This is a genomic window from Chondromyces apiculatus DSM 436, assembly GCF_000601485.1.
GTDB lineage: Bacteria > Myxococcota_A > Polyangia > Polyangiales > Polyangiaceae > Chondromyces > Chondromyces apiculatus.
In genome coordinates this window covers 12,003-26,250 of record NZ_ASRX01000006.1, presented here as the reverse complement: position 1 = coordinate 26,250, position 14,248 = coordinate 12,003, and the positions used below count along the sequence as shown (strand labels likewise).

Here is a 14,248-nt window from a genome sequence, read left to right as displayed (position 1 = left end):
CGGCTATTCCCGCGTCCCCGCCTCGTCGAGGTGCTCCCACAGCGCCGCGAGCGAGAGCGTGAGCCGCTCACCGAGCCGGACGAACGGCTCCCACGTCCGGTGGACAGCGCGCGCGCTCCTCCGCCATCATCCCAGGCCAGCCGATGGTCCAGGTGTTCAACCACGAGGCCCTCTTGCGGGCGCGCATCGAGCTGAACCTCACCCAGGAACAGCTCGCCGCCGCCGTCGGCGTCGACGTACGCACTTACCGCCGTTACGAGACGGGTGCCGTCAACGATCCGACCGAGGGCTTCTCGGTCCGCCACCCCACCCGACGCCGCATGATCGAGCGCCTCAGCGCCGAGCTCGGCCTCCCCGGCGACGAGCTGCTGATCCCCCGGCCCACGCCCGGTCCAGCCCCGCCCGCCGCCCCTCCCCAGATCGAGCCTCCCCGGGCACTTGCCCCGGAGCCCACCTCCCCGGACGCTCCTCCCGCGCCACTGCCACCGTCTCCTCCCTCCCTGCGACCCCTCCATGTGCACGCCCTCCAGCGCGCGCGTCACTTCGTGGGCCGCGACGCCATCCTCGCCGAGCTGCGCCTCTGGGTGGACGCCCCCCGCCCCGAGCCGCGGGTCCTCACGCTCCTCGGCGTTGGCGGTGCGGGCAAGACATCCATCCTCGAACACCTCCTCGCCGAGCTCGGCGACGCACCCCGCGAGGGAGGCGTCTTCGTGTGGAGCTTCTACGAAGACCAGCGCATCGAGGCCTTCCTCTCCGAGGCCCTCCGTTACTTCGCCGCCGGCGCGGCCTTCCCTCCCGGTGAACGCCTCCTGCGCCTCGAAGAGACCCTCCGCGCCGGCCCTCCGCACCTGCTCGCCCTCGATGGCCTCGAGGTCGTCCAGGCCGAAGGAGGCGCCGGCCGCGCCCACGGCGAGATCGTCGACCCCCTCCTCCGCCGGCTCTTCTGCGCCCTCGCCCGCGGCCTCGGCGTGGCCCGCGCCCTCGTCACGTCCCGCTTTGCCCTCGCCGATCTCGACCCCTGGACAGGGCAGGGGTCCCGCGGCCTGCCCCTCTCCACCCTCACCACCTCCGAGGCCGCCCTCCTCCTGCGCCGCTGGGGCGTGCACGGCGACGAGCGCACCCTCCGCGACCTCTCCGCCACCTCCGGCGGCCACGCCCTCTCCGTCGCCGTCCTCGGCTCCTACGTCGGCGGCCTCCTCGGCGGCGACCCTGCCGCGGTTCGCGCCGCCACCCTCGCCGACGCCGCCCTCGACGACCCGCTCGCGCGCCGCCTCGCCAGGGTTCTCTCCGCCTACGCCAGCGCGCTCCCCCCGGCCGAGCGTGACCTCCTCGCGCGCCTCTCCCTCCTCCCCGCGGCCGCGGCGCCCGACGCGCTCCTCGCCATGATCCACGGCGGCGGCGACCTCGCTGGCGCCATGCTCGGCTGGGGCCCTGCCGAGCTGCGCCGCGGCCTCGGCCGCCTCGAACGCCTCGGCCTCGTCTTCACCTCACCTGCGCCCGACCCGCGCTACTCCACCCACCCCTTCATCCGGGAGCATTTCCGCGCCCTCGCCCCCCCGGACGCCGCCTCTACCCTCCTCCAGCGCGGACCCCTCGCGCCCGGATCGATCTCCACGCTCCCGCCCCCGCCCCCTGACCCCCTCGCCAGCGCCCCGCGCCGCGCCCCCCGTGACCCGGCGAGCCTCGACCTCCACGAAGCGCTCCTCCATCAGCTCCTCGACGCGGGCCGCGCCCGCGACGCGTGGGACGTCTACACCCGCAGCCTCGGCGGCTTCACCCACCTCGGCCTCGTCCTCGGCGAGATGAGCCGCGGCGCCCGCGTCCTCCGCGCCTTCTCCACCATCGAGCCGCCCACCATCGCGCCGCCCACCATCGAGCCGCCCACCATCGCGCCGCCCACCATCGCGCCGCCCACCATCGCGCCGCCCGGCAGCGACGACCCCCAGAACCTCCCCGACGATCTCCCGCCCCTCGTCCGCGCCGAGCTTGCCTACGAGCGCGGCCTCTACGCCGCAGCGCTCGGCGATCTCGCCTTCGCCCGCCGCTGCTACGAGGCCCACAACACCCTCGGCGAGTCCCTCGGCGCCTCGATCCACCTCACCACCGGCCTGCGCACGCTCGCCTACACCGAGCGGCTCGCGGGCGCCTTTTCCCGCGCCCTCCACCTCATCGACGCATCCATCGCCCTCGCCGAGCGCGAAGGCTACACCTCGCATCTCACCCGGGGCCTCGCCCTGCGGGCCATCCTCCTCCACGACCTCGGCGAAGGTGCTGCCGCTGCCCAGGGCTTCGCTGCCGCGCGCGCCCACGGCGACCGCCTCGCTGCCCGCCGCGGCCTCTGGGAGGTGGAGCGCATGCTCGCCCTCGGCGCCTGGCAGGAAGCCGAGGAGGCTACCCGCAGCGTCCTCCACCAGAGCGCGCGCCTCGGCTGGCAGGGCCACACCTCGCACGCCCACGCGCTGCTCGGACGCGCCACGCTCGAACGGGGAGACCTCGGCGCCGCCGCCGAGCACCTCACCCTCGCCAGGCAGTGGGTCGCCACCTCCGGCGAGGTGGAGGCCGCCCTCCGCTGCCACGAGCTCGCCGCCCGCCTCGCCCTCGCGGTCGCAGGGGAGACGCCCCTCGACGGCGCGGCCGCAGGGTCGACGCTGGCCAGAGCCACGCAGGAAGCGGAGGCCGGCCTGCACCTGGCCACCCTGTGCGGCTTCGCCCCGGCGAGGACGCGCCTCGCCATTCTTGCTGCGCGCGCGGCACTTCCCCGCGGTGCAGCGATCGCCGCCACCGCTGCCCGCGCGGCTCTGGCCAGCGCCGACCCGGGGGACGCCTGGGGGCGCCTCGACGCGCTCTCCTGGGCCGGCGCGCTCGCGCAGCGCGCGGGCGACCCCGCGGCGGCTCAGCTCCTCCAGCAAGCTGCCACCCTGCGTGCGCAGCTCCAGTGACCACCCCCCGCCTGTCGGGTCCCGGCAGGCCTGGACCGCGCAGGGGATGCACACCCCGGGGCCCTGGTGCGCGCCCCGGCGTTGACGGAAGACCTTCGCTCCGTCCGGGCATGTGGCATGCTTCCCGTCACTCCATGTCCACTGCGTCCGAGCGCCCGCGCCGCTTCTCGATGCTCCGCTCCTTCGTCCTGGCGGACCTGATCACGCTGGGCAACGCCGCGAGCGGCACGCTCTCGCTGTTCTTCTGCCTCAACTACCTGGACACCCACGAGCGGACCTACATCTGGTTCGCGCTGGTGCTCCTGCCGGTGGCGCTGTTCTGCGACGTGATGGATGGGACGGTGGCCCGCTGGCGCCGCAAGCACTCGCCGCTCGGCGCAGATCTCGACTCCCTGGCCGACGTGATCTCGTTCGGCGTCGCCCCCGCGGTGCTCGGCTACACCCTCGGCCTGCGCGGTGCCCTGGACATGGTGGCGCTGGTCTTCTTCGTGTGCTGCGGGATAAGCAGGCTCGCGCGGTACAACGTGACGGCGTCGCAGCTCAGCGACGAGTCCGGCAAGGTGAAGTACTACCAGGGCACCCCCATCCCTTCGAGCCTGATCCTGGTGCTGATCCTCGGCGTCCTGTTCTCCACGGGGCGGGTCCACGAGAACCTCTGGCTCGGCGCCTGGCAGCTCGGGCCCGCCGTGCTGCACCCTCTGAGCCTGCTCTTCGTGCTGAGCGGCAACGCCATGATCAGTGCCACCCTGCGCATCCCCAAGCCCTGAGGCCTGTGTACCCTGCGTGTCCTGCGGGGTGTGGCGCAGGGGAGGGCAGGCTCCTGGCCTGGGGGAGGCCGGACAGGCATGGACCCGGACCGGTGCGGGGCTGTCACGCCGCGTACGCTGGGTGAGCCTCGGGGTGCGAATGGCGCAGTGCCTTCGTGCGAACGACGCTGCACGATCGTAAGACACGGGATGCGTCATGAGTCTCGACCAGCACCTCTCGGCCCTCGAGCTGTCCATCCTCCCGACCTGGGTCTACGACCACGCGCGGATGCGGTTTCCCTGGGTCAACACGAGGGCCGTCGCGCTGTGGCGCGCCTCGGATCGCGCCGAGCTGCTGTCGCGGGACATGTCCGGGCTCTCGCTGGCGGTGCGCACCCGGCTTGACAACTACCAGCGCGCAGTGCTCGACGGAGAGACCGTCCTGGAAGACTGGACGCTGTACCCGCGCGGGGTGCCGGAGGCGGTGACCCTGCACGGCCAGGCGGTGCAGCTCGACGACGGCCGCACCGGAATCCTGTTCCAGGCCTTGCCGAGGCAGGCAGCGCCCGACGACGCAGCGACGCGCGGCGTGGAGGCCGTGCGGCACACCTCGGCGCTGATCAGCCTCGTGGACGGCGAAGGGCACGTCCTCTTCCACAACCCGGCGGTGATGCGCGCGATGGGAACCGCGGCGACCCTCGACGTCCTGTTCCCGGATCGCGACGTCGCCGCGTCGATCCTGCAGGTGCTCGCCGCGGACGCGCCGCCCTTCACGGCGGAGGTGGCCGTCGGCACCCCCCAGGGAGAGCGCCTGCACCTCGTGGAGGCGCGGGCGACCACCGACCCCGTGACGGGCGCCCGCGCCATCCTCGTGCAGCAGCTCGACCTCACCGCGCAGCGCCGGGCGGAGGTGGAGGTCGAGGCGCAGCGCCAGTTGATCGAGGAGCTGAACCGCTCGCTCGTGGTGGTGGCGGAGCAGCGGCAGCAGATCCTCGCGCTGTCCGCGCCGATCCTGGAGGTGGGGCGAGGAACGCTGGCGGTTCCTCTCATCGGCCAGCTCGATGCCGCGCGTGGCGACGAGCTCGGGGCGCGGCTCCTCCCGGCGATCACCAGCCGCGGTGCCCGCCACGTGATCCTGGACCTGACCGGCGCCGATGCCCTCGATCGGCAAGGGGCGACGGCGCTCGAACGGCTCTCGCGCGCGCTGTCGCTGCTCGGAGCGCGGGCCATCCTTACGGGAGTGCAGCCCGAGGTGGCGCGGGCGCTCGTCGAGGCAGGGATCCACGCGGAGGGGTTCACGATCCTGCGCACCCTCGGTGAGGGCCTGGAGGCGTGCCGCGCGAAGGGACCCGCCCCGCTCTGAAGCCACGCCGGCTCCGCCACGCCGGCTCCGCCTCGCCGGCTCCGCCTCGCGCCGGCTCCGCCTCGGCAGAGGACGAGCAGGAAATGCGCTTCCCGTCCAGCGGAGTCGGCACCTCCGGGGGCCAGGCGGCAAAGGCAGGTCGGCATCGGCACGGAGACAGCCTGCACACGACGTGCTTTCGCGGCGTGTCGGGGCCGACGTACACTCGACGCGATGCGGTGGTGCACGTCCTGCGGTGCAGCGTTGGAGGGGAGCCCCACGACGAACGTCCTGTGCCCCCGGTGTGGCGCCGACAACCCGGCGATCCAGCCTGCCCCTGCGGTGTCACCGACGGTGCGGCTCCTGGCGATGGGCGGCATGGCCATCGTGGGCCTCGGCTTCGGCGTGCTCTTCTTCGTGCAGGCCGAGCCCCCGCCTGACGCAGGCCAGCCCCCGCCGCGCACCAGCCGCAGCGCCCGGGCGACTCCGAAGGGCCCCTGGCTCGAGGTGTACCGGGACGACCTCTGCTTCGTCGACGCGAACGGCGACGACGTGCGCGACCCGGTGGTGTGGATGTCCGAGGGCAAGGACCGCAGCCGGGTGGCGGTGATCGACGGGCGCACGGGTCAGGGCTTGTGGGCTGCCACCGCGGTCAAAGGGCGCCCACCGCTCTCGTGCGTCGGCAAGGACGTGATCGTCGCCGGCACGGGCGAGGCCGCGCTGCGAGGGCTCGACGCGCGCTCCGGCGCGGAGACGTGGCGCGTGGACCTCTCGGGGACGCCGGAGGTGATCACCGTCGGCGAGGGGTGCGTCTCGGTCCTCGCCCGGGGCGGCGCGATCGCCGGCGTGCAGGGCGCGACGGGCGCCATGGATCGGTGTGCCTCGGCGCCCACGCCCGACCCGTTCGCGGGCCCGCGCTGGGAGCGCACCCGGAACCCGCGGCTCATCCCCGCGGGCGAGGTGGAGCTGCGGCTCTCGGCGGCAGCCTCCACGGAGCCCGAGCCGAAGCTGACCCTCGAAGGCCTGCGGGGCGGGGCACCAGCGTGGACGCGCCCCCTCGACGCGCAGGCACCGGGGGTGAAGCCGGAGCTGATGATGGTGGTGAGCGGAGGGCTCGTCGTCGTCGCGGGCGCCGAGCGCGGAGGCGGCGGGCGGATGCGGTTCATCGGCGTCGACGTCGGCACCGGCGCCGTGCTGTACGAGCGCCCTGCCGGCTGGGCCGGCCCGAACATCCCGGCGATGGAGCTCGAAGGAGGCCGCGTCGTGGTGATCGCCGGCGGCTCGCTGCGCGCGATCGAGGCCATGACCGGCGAGGAAGCCTGGCAGGCCGTCGCCCCCTCCACGCTGCTTTAGAGCCTCCACGAGGGGACTCGCGTCCCCTCGCCCCGCCGGGAGTGAATCCCGTCAGGGGCCGCGTGTCTCAGCAGCGGCAGCCGAGATAGGTGCCGGTGAACAGGGGGCGCTCCTGCACCTCGGCGCCGCAGCGCGGGCAGATCTCGCCGGCGGCGAGGGCGCGGGGGGGCGCGGAGGAGCGCGAGGGGCTGGCGGGGGGGAGCAGGGTGCTCGCGGTCAGCATGGCTGCGGGGGCGGCAGGGAGCGCGGCGGCAGGGGCCGCGGCAGCGGCGGCGAGGGGGGCCGCGGGAACGAGGGGCACGAACTCCACGATGGAGACGCGGTGGTGGCTCTGCCGCGGCGTCGCGCTGCGCTGGGGGGACGCGAGGAGATCCTGCTTCGTGTGGATGTTGGCGATGGGCGCGTGCATGTCCACGTAGGCGAGCTCCGACGTGTAGAGCGTGGGGTCCACCATGCGCGGGTCCTCGGGCTGCAGCACGCCGAGCTTGAAGGCCTCGGCCAGCACCTCCACGTCGGTCCGCGAGCTCCGGTTGCGGGAGGCATCGACGAGGAAGAGGCCGTCGCCGTAGTAGGCGGCGCTCAGCCAGAAGCCCCCGCCCTTGGTGTGGTAGCCGCCGGCTGCCCAGCGGTAGCTGCGGAGGGACCTCACGTGGGCGGTGAGCGCGGCGGCGAGCGCGTTGCCGGTCATCCCGAGCGGCAGCAGGGTCGCGAGCGCCCCGGGGTGGAAGGTGAGACAGTCGGTGCAGGCGACCGAGACCACGGGCTCGAGGGGCCGCGTCGGGTCGATGCAGGCGAGAACCTCCGAGTCGCTGCGGTAGCAGCCGGAGAAGCAGCCGTGTCGCTCGACCGCGGACAGCAAGGCGGCGGGGAGAGTCATGGCCGGGAGTATACCGTCGTCGCCCCCGCCCCGCCCGCCCTTCGCGTGGGTCGCGCGGATCGTCACGGATGGCCCACCGGGGTGGTGAGCGTGGCGCGCGGCGCGCGTAGCATGCCGGCGCGTGCAGCGTTCACCAGGGATCCGGGGCGTCGCGGCAGGCGCGGCAGGCGTGGCAGGCGCGGCAGGCGTGGCAGGCGTGCTCGCCGCGCTCGGGCCCGTGCTCGCCCTGCGGGGCTTCACGGTGGACGACGCGCTCATCTCGGCGCGCTACGCGGTCCACCTCGCCGTCGGAGAGGGCTACCGCCTCAACGCCGGGGGCCCTGTCACCGACGGCGTGACGCCGCTCGGGTGGGCGTACCTGCTGGCGCCCTTCGCGGGAGGTGGCGCGCTCGCCGCGCTTGCCGCGGCGAAGCTCGTGGGGGCCGTGGCGTGGCTCGGCGGCGCGGCGGCGCTCGGCGTCGCGGTGGCGCGCAGCTCGGAGCGCAGCGCGCGCTTCGCCTCGCTCCTCCTCCTCGCCGCCTCCGCGCCGCTCGGTGCCTGGAGCGTGGCGGGCATGGAGACAGGGCTCGTGGCGGCCCTCGGCGCGCTCGCCGCCGCGCTGCCTCAGCTCGGCGCGCCGCGGGCGGGAGCGGCCTGCGCGGGCCTCCTGGCCGCGTGGCGGCCCGAAGCGCTGCCGTTCGCGGTGGTGATCGCGACGGCGGGGCGCTGGGCAGCGGAGGACCGAGCACCGGGAGCGAGCGGCAGCGCGCCGCAGACGCCGGAAGCGCCGACGAGCGCAATGCAGACGCCGCAGACGCCGCAGACGCCGCAGACGCCGCAAGCCCGAGCAAGCGCGCTCCAGACCCTGAAGACGTGGGCGTGGCCCCTCGGCCTCTCCCTCGGCCCCTTCCTGGCCGTGGCGGCGACGCGGCTCGTGGTGTTCGGCAGGGCGGCGCCGCTCTCGGCGTTCGCCAAGGCCCCCGACGCCGCGCTGGGAGCCCGTTACGCGCTCGCGTGCTTCCTGCTGACAGGACCCGTCGCGCTCCTCGCGCCCCTGTCCCTGCGCCGCCTCGGCGCATGGCCCCGCGGGCTCGTGGCGGCCGTCGCGGTGCACTTCGTGGCCATCGCGCTGGCCGGAGGAGACTGGATGCCCCTCTCCCGCCTGGCGGTGCCCGCGCTGCCCGCCACGGTGCTCGCCGCCGCGCACCTCGCCGCCGTCGCCGACCTGCGCGCCACGGCGCTCCGGCTGGCGCTCGCGCTCGCGGGGGAGCTGTTCGCGCTGCTGAAGGTGGGGCCCACCGCGGCCCGGGTCGGCGACGATCGCGCTGCGCTCGTGGCCACCCTGCGCGGCCCGCTCGCGGAGGCGAAGGTCGTCGCGGCGCTGGACATCGGCTGGCTCGGAGCCGCGGCGCCCGGCGCGACCCTCGTGGATCTCGCCGGCGTGACCGATCCCGCCATCGCGGCGCTCCCCGGCGGACACACCACGAAGCGCATCCCCCCGACGCTCCTCGACGCGCGGGGCGTGGACACCCTGGTGCTCCTCCTCCGCGAAGGTGGCGCGCTCGACGAGCCCTGGACGCGATCGGGCTTCGCGCGCGGCGTCGAGCTTCACCTGGCGCGCCAGCCAGGGCTCGACGAAACCTTCGTGCCGGTGGCGCAGAGCGCCGTGCCCAACCTGCGGTACGTGGTGCTGCGCCGGCGGCAGGGCGTAGGCGGCGCAGGCGGGCCGTAGGGCGTGTCCTCCTGGCGACGGCGCCACGGCCCGGCTAGGGTGGGTGACGCATGATCGCGACCTGGAATCTCCGGTGTGCCCCTGCATCGCCCCTCGCGTGCGTCCGCGCCCTCGCGTGCGTCCTACTGAGCGTCGCTGGCCTGATCCTCGGAGGCTGCGGCGATGACGGCAGCGAGGATGGCAACACCGCGACGGAGACCCCGACCGGCGCCGAGGTGGTCACGCTCCACCCCGACGCCGAACCGCTACCGGGAGAGACTGCGTGCACCGTCACCATCGTCAAGGGGATCCCCCCTGAGCCTGCCGTGCACGAGCCGGTGTGCACCGCGCTCGCCTTCGCGACGAACCCCCCGAGCAGCGGCAACCACTGGCCCAACTGGGCGGCGTTCAAGCGGTACACGGTCCCCGTCGAGCGCGCGCTGTACGTCCACGACCAGGAGCACGGCGGCGTGGTCCTCTCGTACCGGTGCCCCGAAGGCTGTCCCGACGTCGTCGCGGCCCTGGAGCAGGCGATGGATGCCCGGCCCGAAGACACCCTCTGCAGCACCAACATCCCCCGCGTCCCGAACCGCCTCCTGCTCACGCCGGATCCCCTCCTTCCCACCCCGATCGCCGCTTCGGCCTGGGGCGCCACGTACACCGCGACGTGCATCGACGCGGCCTCGCTCGGAGAGTTCCTCGAAGAGTTCTACGGCAAGGGCCCCGAGACGACCTGCGCCGCCGGCATTGACGTCGCCGAGACGAACGGGACGCTCTCCGCCTGTCAGCCGTAGCCGCGGCGCGGTCGGTTGACGCATCCCCGAAGCGTGCGATGACGTCGTCGTATCGAGGCCCCGTGCGCCGACGCGGCGGGGGAAAAAGGAGACGGCGTGGAATCCGAGCTGCAGGCCTTGCGTGCCGAGAACCAGAGGCTCCTCCAGCGGGTCGCGGAGCTCGAACGGGAGTCGGCCTTCTACCGGGAGGCCTTCGAGCAGTCGCCCGTGCCCATCTCGGTGTTCCGCGCCGACGGCCTGCTCGCCGCGATGAACCGCGTGACCTGCGAGATCCTCGGCGTCCCCTCGCGGGAGGCGGTGGTCGGGCACTACAACGCCTACGAGGACCCCGGGGCCGTGAGCCAGGGCTACGCCGAGCACTACCGCAAAGCCCTCGACGAACAGCGCGGAGAGATCGTGATCATGCCGCCGACCTCCTACACCTCCGGCGAGGAAGGCATGCCGTGCCGCGACGACCATACCTTCTGGTCGCAGACCTGCATGCGGAGCATGGAGGTGGATGGCGCCCGCTACGTGGTCGCGGTGAACCTCGACATCACCGAGCGCGTGCGCGCCGAGCGCGCCATGGAGGAGAACCAGGCCTTCCTCGGGGGGATCATCGACAACGCCCCGATCCCGATCTACGTGAAGGATCGCGAGGGCCGCTACCTCCTCGGGAACCAGGTGTTCGATGAGGCGCTCGCGGCCGAACGCGGCGGGGGCCTCGGCAAGACGGATCGCGACCTGTTCCCGCCGGAGCAGGCCGAAGTCTTCGCGACGCTCGACCGCCAGGCACTCCTCGCGCAGACGCCGATCGTGAGCGAGAACCAGCTCATGCTCGGCGGCGAGCTCCACACGCTGGTCACCACCAAGTACCCCCTCCTCGGCGCCGACGGACAGCCCCACGCGGTCTGCTCGATCTCGGTCGACGTCTCGGCCCTCAGGGCGGCCGAGGCCGAGGCCCGGCGGCTGCAGGAGGAGATGTTCCGGATCCAGGAAGCGACGCTGCGCGCCCTGTCGACGCCGCTCCTGCCCATCGCGGAGGGCGTGGTGGTCATGCCGCTCATCGGCATGCTCGACGAGAAGCGCGTGCAGCAGGCCATGGACGTGCTCCTCTCGGGCATCGCCGCGCACCACGCCTCGCAGGTGATCCTCGACGTCACCGGCGTACCGCAGGTGAACGCCCAGGTGGCGAGCGCGTTCGTTCAGGCGGCGCAGGCGGTGCGCCTCCTCGGCGCCCAGGTGGTCGTGACCGGCATCCAGCCCGCCATCGCCCGCACCCTGATCGAACTCGGCGTGGACCTCGGCGGGATCACCACGCGCGGCACCCTGCAGAGCGGCATCGCCCACGCCCTCGCCGCGCGCGCCTAGGTGACGGTTTCGGGGAACACCCGCGCGCGACATTTTGACCCATGAGCCCGGCGCGGCGTCGGTGATCTGGATCTCCATGTCGACGCGTGGAGCGCCACACGGTGCGAACGCTCACCCAGAGAGCCCGTTGACGCGGCTGTACAGAGTGCGATCAACTCTACGCATCGGCCCTGGTCCGTCCATGACAGGTGCGCTGAAGGAGACCGCGTGGAAGCCGAGCTGCAGACCTTGCGCGACGAGAACCAGAGACTCCACGAGCAGGTCGCGAAGCTCGAACGGGAGGCGGCCCTTTACCGGGAAGTCTTCGAGGGGTTGCCCGTACCCGTCACCTTGACCCGCGGCGACGGCGTGCTCGTCGACATCAACCGCCGGAACCGCGAACTCCTCGGCGTCCCCTCGCGGGAGGCGGTGGTCGGTCACTACAACTCGTACGAGGATCCCGCGGCCGTGAGCCAGGGCTACGCGGCCGGGAACCGCGCCGCCGTGGAGGCGCGCTTCGGGGAGCTCGTGGTCATGGAGCCCTCGTTCTACGCGACCGGCGAGGCCAGCTTCGAGGGCCAAGACGACCGCACCGTGTGGACCCAGACCATGATCCAGGGCGTGGAGGCGAGCGGCGTTCGCTACGCGGTCGGGGTGAACCTCGACATCACCGCCCGCGTGCGCGCCGAGCGCGCCACGGAGGAGAGCCGGGCCTTCCTCGGCGGGATCATCGACAACGCGCCGGTCCTCATTTACGCGAAGGATCTTGAGGGCCGTTACCTCCTGATGAACCGCGAGTGCGAGCGCACCCTCGGGCTCCCCCAGGGCGCGATGCTCGGCAAGACGGACCGCGATTTCTACCCTGACCAGGCCGACTTCTACGCCGCACGCGATCGCGAGGCGCTCTTCGCGCCGGCGCCGCTCGTGAACGAGGACCTCGTCCCGGTGGGCGGCCAGATCCGCCACTTCGTCACCACCAAGTTCCCGCTCCACGACGAGGCGGGGAAGCCCTATGCGCTCTGCTCGATCTCGCTCGACATCACTGGCCGCAGGGAGGCCGAGGCCGAGACGAAGCGGCTGCAGGAGGAGATGTTCCGGGTACAGGAGGCGACGCTGCGCGCCCTGTCGACGCCGCTCCTGCCCATCGCGGAGGGCGTGGTGGTCATGCCGCTCATCGGCATGCTCGACGAGAAGCGCGTGCAGCAGGCCATGGACGTGCTCCTCTCGGGCATCGCCGCGCACCACGCCTCGCAGGTGATCCTCGACGTCACCGGCGTGCCGCAGGTGAACGCGCAGGTCGCGAACGCGCTGGTCCAGGCGGCGCAGGCGGTGCGCCTCCTCGGCGCGCAGGTGGCGGTGACCGGCATCCAGCCCGCCATCGCCCGCATCCTCATCGAGCTCGGCGTGGACCTCGGCGCCCTGCAGACCCGCGGCACCTTGCAGAGCGGCATCGCCCACGCCCTCGCCGCGCGGGCAAAAAAATCGCGGTCGTGACCACGGGGGACGTAGGGACGCGAGGTCCCCTGGTCTAGGGTGCGCGGCACGCCCCGCCATGAACAGCAGGATGCCCTTCGACGCCTCGAGGCTGCGCGCCGTGACCTCCTCCCTCCACGCCTGGGCGCGGCGCCGCGTCGAGCGCCACCTCGGCGGCTACCGGCGGCAGGTCAACGCCCCTGACCCCGCCCTGCCGCGTTCACCCGCCGAGCCCCGCCGCGTCGCCGTCATCGGCGGCGGCCTCGCCGGCATGACCGCGGCCGTGACCCTCGCCGAGCGCGGCTTCCACGTCACCCTGCTGGAGCGCCACACTTTCCTCGGCGGCAAGGTGGGCTCGTGGCCGGTGCAGCTCCCGGACGGCACCACGCTCCAGGTGGAGCACGGCTTCCACGCCTTCTTTCGCCACTACTACAACCTGAACCGCCTCCTCGAGAAGACCGGCACCACCCGCCACTTCAAGGACATCGGCGACTACGTCATCCTCACCTGCGACGGCGGGCGCCGCTCGTACCGTGACGTCGAGCGCACCCCCCTCCTCAACATCTTCTCGCTCGCGAAGCACGGCCACTACCGCCTGCGCGACATGCCCCTGGGGCCGAGATCCAGGAAGCTCGTCGATCTCCTGAGCTACGACGAGGACCGGACCTTCGCCGCCTACGACGACGTCTCCTTCGAGGACTTCGCGAAGGCCGCGGCGCTGCCGCCCGACCTCCAGCTCGCCTTCCGGACCTTCGCCCGCGCCTTCTTCGCCGAGGAGGACCGGGTGTCCATGGCCGAGCTGATCAAGAGCTTCCACTTCTACTACCTCAGCCACGACTTCGGCCTCATCTACGACTACCTCGACGACGACGCCGAGCGCACCTTGAACCAGCCCCTCCGCCGCCTCCTCGACGAGCACGGCGCGCGCATCCTCCTCGGTGCGGAGGTCCCGGCCATCGGGCGGCGCGGCGAGGGCTTCGAGGTGCTGGGCGAGCCTTACGACGCCGTGGTCCTCGCGGCCGACGTGGTGGGCACCCGCCGCATCGCCGCGGCCTCGGCGTTCCTCCGCGACGAGGACCCGGTCCTCCACGAGCGCCTCGATCGCCTGCGCCCGGGCCAGCCCTACGTCGTCCTCCGCCTCTGGACCGACCGCCCCTTCGATCCCGACCTGCCCATGTTCATCCTCACCGAGCGCATCAAGCTGCTCGACTCCATCACCACCTACCACCGCGCGCAGGCCGAGTCCGCCGCGTGGGCCGCCGCGCACGGAGGCTCCGTCCTCGAGCTTCACTGCTACGCCGTCCCCGACGACGTGGACGCCAGCGACGGGCCCGCGATCCGACGGCAGCTCCTCGCCGAGATGGAGACCTACTTCCCCGAGCTGCGCGGCTGCACCATCCACCACGAGCACCTCCAGATTCGCCACGACTTCTCTGCCTTCCACCTCGGCATGCGCCGCGATCGCCCCCCCCACCTGACCGGCATCCCCGGCCTGTACCTCGCGGGCGACTGGGTGCGCTTGCCCCACCCGGCCATGCTCATGGAGGCCGCCTGCATGTCGGGCCTCCTCTGCGCGAACGCCATCTTCCAGCGCGAGGGCCTGCAGGAGGAGCCGATCTTCGCCGTCCCCGAGAAGGGCATCCTGGCGACGCCGTTCACCCTGCGCCGCGCCGGAGCACCCGCTGCCGGGTAGCGGCGCTCCCTG

General features: G+C 73.2%; 10 protein-coding genes. 9 read left to right on the top strand and 1 reads right to left on the bottom strand.

The window, feature by feature from the left end:
- Positions 1-143: 143 nt before the first annotated feature.
- The 4 genes from CAP_RS04605 (at position 144) to CAP_RS04590 (ending at position 6,380) form a co-directional block, all read left to right on the top strand.
- Positions 144-2,939, top strand: coding sequence for a helix-turn-helix domain-containing protein (locus tag CAP_RS04605; protein ID WP_044236531.1), 2,796 nt, complete (start codon positions 144-146; stop codon positions 2,937-2,939).
- 134 nt (positions 2,940-3,073) lie between these two features.
- Entirely contained in the window at positions 3,074-3,706 is a 633-nt protein-coding gene (locus CAP_RS04600; RefSeq protein ID WP_044236528.1) for a CDP-alcohol phosphatidyltransferase family protein, read from the top strand.
- 196 nt (positions 3,707-3,902) lie between these two features.
- Positions 3,903-5,048 carry an STAS domain-containing protein gene (locus CAP_RS04595; RefSeq protein WP_044236526.1) on the top strand — a complete coding sequence of 382 codons (1,146 nt, stop codon included), beginning with the start codon at positions 3,903-3,905 and terminating at the stop codon, positions 5,046-5,048.
- A gap of 213 nt (positions 5,049-5,261) precedes the next feature.
- Complete coding sequence (locus CAP_RS04590) at positions 5,262-6,380, top strand: outer membrane protein assembly factor BamB family protein (protein ID WP_156040489.1); 1,119 nt, start codon at positions 5,262-5,264, stop codon at positions 6,378-6,380.
- A gap of 67 nt (positions 6,381-6,447) precedes the next feature.
- Here the strand turns inward: CAP_RS04590 and CAP_RS04585 are convergent, their stop codons facing one another.
- Positions 6,448-7,257, bottom strand: a complete 810-nt coding sequence (locus CAP_RS04585) for a hypothetical protein (protein ID WP_044236525.1) — start codon at positions 7,255-7,257, stop codon at positions 6,448-6,450.
- A gap of 121 nt (positions 7,258-7,378) precedes the next feature.
- On the opposite strand from CAP_RS04585, the gene CAP_RS04580 reads away from it, so the two are divergent.
- The 5 genes from CAP_RS04580 (at position 7,379) to CAP_RS04560 (ending at position 14,236) form a co-directional block, all read left to right on the top strand.
- Complete coding sequence (locus CAP_RS04580) at positions 7,379-8,968, top strand: hypothetical protein (protein ID WP_044236521.1); 1,590 nt, start codon at positions 7,379-7,381, stop codon at positions 8,966-8,968.
- A gap of 50 nt (positions 8,969-9,018) precedes the next feature.
- Positions 9,019-9,741 (top strand): DUF3105 domain-containing protein, encoded by a 723-nt coding sequence (locus CAP_RS04575; RefSeq protein WP_052374159.1) that lies wholly within the window; start codon positions 9,019-9,021, stop codon positions 9,739-9,741.
- 96 nt (positions 9,742-9,837) lie between these two features.
- The gene (locus tag CAP_RS04570) at positions 9,838-11,091 is read left to right on the top strand and encodes a PAS domain-containing protein (protein ID WP_044236519.1); all 1,254 of its coding nucleotides are present in this window, start codon (positions 9,838-9,840) and stop codon (positions 11,089-11,091) included.
- A 207-nt stretch (positions 11,092-11,298) separates the two neighbouring features.
- Positions 11,299-12,564: a PAS domain-containing protein gene (locus CAP_RS04565; RefSeq protein WP_044236516.1), complete on the top strand. Its 1,266-nt coding sequence runs from the start codon at positions 11,299-11,301 to the stop codon at positions 12,562-12,564.
- Positions 12,565-12,622: 58 nt separating this feature from the next.
- A complete protein-coding gene (locus CAP_RS04560) occupies positions 12,623-14,236 on the top strand; it encodes an FAD-dependent oxidoreductase (protein ID WP_052374155.1) in 1,614 nt (537 codons plus the stop codon).
- Positions 14,237-14,248 lie beyond the last annotated feature (12 nt).

Bases quoted from the DNA above. Each gene is read 5' to 3' on its own strand.
- CAP_RS04605 (WP_044236531.1), top strand. From the start codon at position 144: ATGGTCCAGGTGTTCAACCACGAGGCCCTCTTGCGGGCGCGCATCGAG.
- CAP_RS04600 (WP_044236528.1), top strand. From the start codon at position 3,074: ATGTCCACTGCGTCCGAGCGCCCGCGCCGCTTCTCGATGCTCCGCTCC.
- CAP_RS04595 (WP_044236526.1), top strand. From the start codon at position 3,903: ATGAGTCTCGACCAGCACCTCTCGGCCCTCGAGCTGTCCATCCTCCCG.
- CAP_RS04590 (WP_156040489.1), top strand. From the start codon at position 5,262: ATGCGGTGGTGCACGTCCTGCGGTGCAGCGTTGGAGGGGAGCCCCACG.
- CAP_RS04585 (WP_044236525.1), bottom strand. From the start codon at position 7,257: ATGACTCTCCCCGCCGCCTTGCTGTCCGCGGTCGAGCGACACGGCTGC.
- CAP_RS04575 (WP_052374159.1), top strand. From the start codon at position 9,019: ATGATCGCGACCTGGAATCTCCGGTGTGCCCCTGCATCGCCCCTCGCG.
- CAP_RS04560 (WP_052374155.1), top strand. From the start codon at position 12,623: ATGAACAGCAGGATGCCCTTCGACGCCTCGAGGCTGCGCGCCGTGACC.